This is a genomic window from Flavobacterium saliperosum (assembly GCF_900100625.1).
Taxonomy (GTDB): Bacteria; Bacteroidota; Bacteroidia; order Flavobacteriales; family Flavobacteriaceae; genus Flavobacterium; species Flavobacterium saliperosum.
Genome location: NZ_FMTY01000003.1, coordinates 1 through 6,853 on the forward strand (window position 1 = coordinate 1; position 6,853 = coordinate 6,853).

A 6,853-nucleotide genomic window follows, 5' to 3' on the forward strand; every position below is an offset into this window, starting at 1 on the left:
TTGTATCGTTTTCATTTTGGAGAAAAGTAAAGTGAAGAACTTGCAACTTCTTAAAATAGAGCGTTTTGTAATCTTTAGTTTAAAACTCCAACCATTAATTTGAAAGGATTTTTGTTTTTTGGACTTTACAAATGCAAAATACAATTACAATACAGCCCTGATTGCAGTGGAAATCTCCCGACACTATTAAAAAGTGGCGGGAATTGTAACGTAAAGCAGGAAAACGGATGGCCAACATAAACCAAGCCAATCGCTCCAAATAAGAAAAAACCAATCCGTAATGAATTGGTTTTGTGTGTTTTATGTTTTGCAGATAATCCGCAATCGTTACCCTAAAGAAGTTTTTCATGTATGGCCTTTTTTGAACGATTTCAAGAGTTGAAGGACTTTTTCACGATGATGATCAAATATAGTCATGTTATAAATAAAATAAGCTGTCCAATCGTGGGCAGCTTATTTTATTTAGGATGGTGTCAGTGTTTTATTTACTCTTTGATGAAACGCTTACTGCCCACTGATGTGCCGTCAGAAATATCAATAATATAAATTCCCGATTTTAAAGTGCTTACATTGATGGAATTGTTGTCAGTGTTGCCATTTTTTACTTGCTGTCCCATTAGGTTATAAATGCGGTAGGAAGCGCTGCTTTCAACATCTGTGAAATATAGGGTTCCGTCTTTTACGGGATTCGGATATACTTTGAAAGACAGTTTGTTAACTTCTTGTTTCACGGTTACCGAATCATTCAAAGCATCATTGTCTTCTTTAGCAGTAGATGCAGCAACAATGTTAATACTGTAATCCTCTACTTCTCCGTTGGTGTAAACCTCACAGGCTGTAGGTAACACATTGTATTTCATAGAGACTCTCATTCGAGTGGTTCCCATAGAGGCTGTACTAGGAATAACGAAACTACCGCTTACAGAAGAAGATTTTGTTTTTGTTTTACTGAAGACAAGTTCATTAGAACCAAAATTTCCGTCTTGGTTAAAATCAATCCAAACACAATATGCTTCATTGTCTGAGCGACCATTCCATGCCGGATTTATAGTAATTGTAGCTGTTGAACCTACTGATAAGTCTGTTGAAAGTGCAGTGAAGTTTCCGTAGCCATTGTTGTTACCCGACAGATTGTTAATGCTTCCCAATTGTACACGGTTAATATATTCTCTTATAGTATTACCCGTTGATGTACAATAGGTGGTAGCAGCACTTAATGTCGTTACGGTTACCATATTACTTGCAGTCGATAGATTCCCAGCCGCATCCTTTGCGATGACATAAAAATTGTATGACGTTGCAGCAGTCAAACCGTTTACTGCTAACGATGTAGCGGTAGTGGTGGTTTTTAATACCCCGTTTTGATATACATTGTAACCGGTTACCCCTACATTGTCTGAAGCAGCAATCCATGTCAGGGTTGTACTCGAAATAGTGGTTCCGGAAAAGCTAAGTTTTGTACTAGTTGGAGCGGTGGCGTCTGCTAATGTGGGAGCCGATGTGGTTACACTTAAGGTATTACTTACTGCTGAAACATTGCCGGCTGCATCTTTTGCAGTTACATAGAAACCGTAAGTAGTTGAAGCAGTTAAACCGGATACAGCCAATGATGTAGCCGTAGTAGTAGTTTTGAATACCCCGTTTTGGTATATATTATACCCGGTTACCCCAACGTTGTCGGTAGCGGCTGTCCACGCCAAATTAGTGCTTGAGGTTGTTGTTCCTGAAGCAGAAAGTGTTGAAGCCGTTGGGGCTGTGGTATCCGCCGCAGCTAAAGTAGTTGCGGTTACAGTATTACTTGCTGATGACAGGTTTCCTGCAGCATCCTTTGCTTTTACATAGAAGCTGTAAGTAGTTGAGGCTGTTAAGCCTGATACAGCCAATGATGTAGCGGTAGTACTTGTTTTCAATACTCCGTTTTGGTACACATTATAACCGGTAACTCCAGTATTGTCACTAGCACTAGTCCATGACAAATTAGTACTTATGGTTGTTGTTCCCGTGGCGGTTAGTGTTGAAGCCGTAGGTGCTGTACTGTCTGCAGGAGCAAGAGTAGTCACGTTTACCGTGTTGCTTGCTGACGATATATTGCCAGCGGCATCTTTAGCGGTTACATAGAAGCCATATGTTGTTGAAGCGTTTAAACCTGTTACAGCCAATGATGTTGTGGTAGTTGTTGTTCTTAAAACCCCGTTTTGGTATACACTATAACCGGTAACTCCAGTATTATCCGTTGCGGCAGTCCAAGTCAGATTTGTACTTGAAGTGGTAGTTCCGGAAGCGGAAAGTGTTGAAGTCGTTGGTGCTGTAGTATCAGCAGAACCAGAGCCGGTAATAGTGAAGTTCGCATTGTTCACGTCAAAGAAAATATGATTACTTCCCTTAACCATGATTCGGTTGGTAGTTCCCGGTATGTTTGGAATTACAATATTTTGTGAACCATCATTTGGAGTTCCTGCCAGTAAAACGGTAGGGAATGTTTGTCCACCATTAGTTGATAATAGAATGTCCACATTAGCACAGTTTATCCCGTTTGCGTTGGTACCGGCAACTGTCCAACTGATGGTTTGTGTGGTACCTGCAGCATAGGATACGGCATTATTTTGAGTATCTACAGTGAAAGGACCGGCAGTTCCGTTCACTGTCACAACCGCATCGTCTGTATTATTAGCGCCACCTCCGGCACGGTTATCACGAACGGTTAAGCGGAAGTTTAAGGTACGGGCTACTTCGGGTAAGGCTTCCACTTTGAATGTCGCACTTACCGGAGAATTTGGAGTGGATGTTAAGCCGCTTAGAATAGAATTCATGTTCGGAAAATATCGTGTAGCCGATGTTGTTGGTAAATAGGATCTAAACAAAGGACCAGTTGCAGCGGTATTTGTAGGTACCGTTGCAGTTGAATTTCCCAAATCCATTTGTTCCCAAGCATACGTCAGTGCGTCATTAGTATTGGCATCTGTTGCAGAACCAGTCAGCATAAAAGGCGTTCCTTTGGGAATAGTATAATCTAATCCGGCATTTACAACGGGAGTCGCATTGCCTGTAGTTGTAATTGTTCCGGCAGTTTTGGCTTTAATGTTATCGGTTACTTGTTGGATGCTGATAGCATGAAAATAGGCATCGGAATGCGATTGAAGATTATAACTCCCGTGTCCGGCATACCCCATTATGGTAGATCCGCTACCGGGTTCCATTTGTGAATTACTCCCACTTTCGGTTCTATAGGTAAAAGTGTGTGTGGCACCTAATTGATGTCCCATTTCGTGAGCTACATAATCAATATCAAAATAATCTCCGGACGGGATACTTTTTCCGGTATAACCGCTACCTTTTAAGCCGTCAACGCCAACACACCCAATACAGTTTGCATTTCCGCCAGCTGTAGTTCCTCCAAACAAATGACCAATATCATAATTGGCTTCACCAATTGTAGCGGTTAAATTTGATTGTAGTTGTGAACCCCAATACGTTGAAGCATCGGTATAGGGATCGGTTGTGGGATTGGTGTATACAATCGTATCGTTGTTCGCTATAAGGACTAATCTCACTCCGAAATCTTTTTCAAAAACACCGTTAATTCGTGTCATAGTGTTAACGATTGCTGCCATTGCTAGAGCTTTTGTACCGCCAAAATAGGTAGCATATTCTCCTGTACAGGAAATCGCTAATCTGTAAGTGCGAAGTTTGCCATCATCGGCGCCACGAAGGGTAGAAGTAGTCAGGTTGTTTTTTTCAACAACGGTATCTACGACGCCACACTCGAATTGGTCTAAAGGGTTCTCATGGTCAGATTTTTTATATACGGTATAAGAAGTGTTGTCTGAACTTACCGGTTCAATAAAAACACTTTCTTTACCAGGGTAAATCGTCATGGATTTGAAGCCTAGTGGTGAATTACTAAAATAGGCACGGGCCTGTGGGTTATCCACACCAAGCGCTACATAGGATTTTATTTCCGGGTATTTGGCAGCTAATTCAGGAGCCATAACCGAGTTTTCGTAAACTTTGAAGTTTTCCATTTGGCCTTCACCGTTTGGTAATGTGATAATTGTATTGGAGGTATTGTTGGAAGCGTCTCTTTTAGGAGAATTGGCCAACATTTTTTTCATAGCGGAAAAATCCAAATCAAAAATGTTTTTTTGCGGTAAGTGGGATTGAGTACTTCTTCCGGAAGATTCATTAGTGGTGTTTTTTCTCCATAAAGCATTTCCGTTTTGGGCAATTCCGTAAGTACCGGTAAATAATAGGGCAGCACAAATCAATTTTTTCATAAATCACTTCTTTTTGTTAACTGGTTCAAAACTAACAAGTTAAATCAAAATATCGATGAAATTAACAAAAAAATCGATGAAATGCATGTTTTTTTTTAAAACTGTAAGATTTGTGCTGTTTTTCGAACATTTCTTTAGGATAAAATTGATAGAAAAAATCTGTAATATATTGAATTTTAGTAAATTATGTTTTTAAGGCTACTAATAACTCCTCTTTATCTGTAAGTAATTTCATCCTATATTATGTTGCATTTCCTGTTGCAAAAATCAGAACCCGTGTTTTCATTTTTGTTCGGTTGATTTGTCACTAGGAGTGTACGAATTGTTCTTATTGAAATTCAATAAACTGAATTGAGTCGAGTAATTGTGAGGGGTAAGCATCCGCTTAATGAGATGTCTTTAATTGCGGTTAAGCATCTGGTAATCAATGTTTTGTTAAAAATGTTAAAGATTTAAAAACGTTATTATTTTGTTAAGGGAATTACTGAAATTATGTTAAATTTGTGTCAATAAACTTTAATAAGGTTATTTGACGGTTTTATGGTTAATTGTGATTGCGTTGTGCAATAATACCTCCACAAAAATCAATTAACATTTATTCTTTGTTCTTTTTTTCTGAATAATTTTAGAGTTTCAATTTTTGATTGAAAAGGGCGTTAATTTTTGGAATCCCCTTATTTGTCATTGAACTCCCACTAATAATATGGCTCTAAAACCGTATTATTATGAAACGAAAAATAGCTTTTTTTAGAAATGAAAACCCTACTGAAGGTATAACAAAATCAAAATCGTATTGTCAATATTTACTTTCGATAGTTTTCCTTTTTTTCCTTTACGGGTTATCGATTAATTCGATGTTTGCTCAAGAGCAACAAGATTTGCGTTTACTTACAGATGCGTATACAGATGGTCAGTGTCCCGCAAATGATATTCGAGTATTATCTGCCAGTATAGATACCGGAAGTCCATGTAACACGTGTGAAAGTGGTCCGGTAACTGCTCCTCTTACTATTAGAGTTAACCATAATACAGAGAGTAGTGGCAGACATTTGGCGATTTGTGGAACGATTGTGGAAACCCTGCCTGGCGGCGGGATTGTAAATCATAATCTTTCGATGTGTTTTGGACCACTTCTTAAAAATTCGGACCAAATAGGTGGTGGGCAGGATTTGGCTCCCGTTGACTTTACCTTTACTTGTGGTAGTACGCTTGTAATAACCGATATTCTTTTAGTTTGGACCGCGGCTAATGGGGAGTGTCCTGTAACGTTGGCCAATAATCCTAACGGTAAATATTGTTGGGATAATCCAGATGTTAATATTCCTACGACAATTAATGCTACTGAAACCCATGTAGATGCAGAATGTTTTGGAAGTGCAACTGGTTCAATCAATTTATCAGTAACAGGTGGAGTCCCACCATATACTTACGCATGGACAGCATCCAATGGAGGTGTCATTCCTTCAGGTCAAGCCGATGATCAGGATCTTTCCGGATTGGTGGCAGGGTCTTATAGTGTGATAGTTACAGATTCAAAAGGTTGTACGGATACGGTTTCTGGCATTGCTATAGGTCAGGATCCTTTGACAGTACCGGAAATAACCAAAGCTCCGGGCGGTGCCACCACCCTTTGTGGGGTTTCTGATCCGCAAACGGCAATCAACACTGCATTTAGTACCTGGCTGAATGCAACTCCGGTACCAACTGGAGGAACTGCTCCATATGGTACTGTAACGATAATAGATCCAGCGAATCCTGAAGCACCTTCCTTTACCGGTGGATTTACTACCGTTACGTGGAGTGTCACAGATGCCTGTGGTCAAACCGATACCGTAGCAGCAACCTTTACCGTATTAAATCCGTGTGCTCCTGTATGTGAAATAATCGACTCGGCTAATCCGGCCTGTTACGGAGATCTAACCGGTTCGATTACCGTTAGGGCTTCTGCAGGATTTCCGGCTTACATTTTTTATCTTTACGATACTTCAGATTTAACGCAGTCGATAGCCACCAGTCCTGCTGTTGATAATGACTTAAACCAAAGTTACGCAACTTATACCTTTACTGGGTTGAGTGGTGATAAAACCTATTTGGTGGTGGTTACCGATACAGTTGATCAGACTCCAATTCCAGACATCGCCTCATCTTGTCAGGTGCTTATCGATCAACCTGATGCTGCTTTATCAAGTCAAATCAGCGATGTGGATGTGCTTTGTTATGGAGGAGCTACCGGATCGATTGATTTAAGTCCATCTGGCGGTACACCACCGTATACTTACGCATGGAGCGCTACTAACGGAGGTGTGATTCCTGCTGGTCAGGAAGACGATCAGGATTTATCCGGATTGATAGCGGGTACTTATAGTGTTGTCATTACCGATGCCAATGGAACTACAGGAGGCTGTCGTGCCGAAAACAGCGCGGTAATCAGTCAGCCGGCTGCCGCTTTATCAAGTCAGATCAGCGATGTGGATGTACTTTGTAATGGTGCGGCCACCGGATCGATTGATTTAACGCCATCGGGAGGTACACCGCCTTATGCTTATGCATGGACCGCTTCTAATGGAGGTGTGGTTCCT

The 6,853-nt window shown here is 40.5% G+C and carries 3 protein-coding genes; 1 reads left to right on the forward strand and 2 read right to left on the reverse strand.

The window, feature by feature from the left end; genetic code table 11:
• Nucleotides 1-94: 94 nt before the first annotated feature.
• Together BLQ05_RS06290 and BLQ05_RS06295 are read right to left on the reverse strand one after the other, a co-directional pair.
• Nucleotides 95-349 (reverse strand): hypothetical protein, encoded by a 255-nt coding sequence (locus BLQ05_RS06290; RefSeq protein ID WP_074460100.1) that lies wholly within the window; start codon nucleotides 347-349, stop codon nucleotides 95-97.
• Nucleotides 350-485: 136 nt separating this feature from the next.
• The gene (locus BLQ05_RS06295; protein WP_023577376.1) at nucleotides 486-4,274 is read right to left on the reverse strand and encodes a reprolysin-like metallopeptidase; all 3,789 of its coding nucleotides are present in this window, start codon (nucleotides 4,272-4,274) and stop codon (nucleotides 486-488) included.
• 725 nt (nucleotides 4,275-4,999) lie between these two features.
• On the opposite strand from BLQ05_RS06295, the gene BLQ05_RS06300 reads away from it, so the two are divergent.
• On the forward strand, nucleotides 5,000-6,853 hold a 1,854-nt coding region (locus BLQ05_RS06300), incomplete at its 3' end, for a SprB repeat-containing protein (protein ID WP_218120818.1).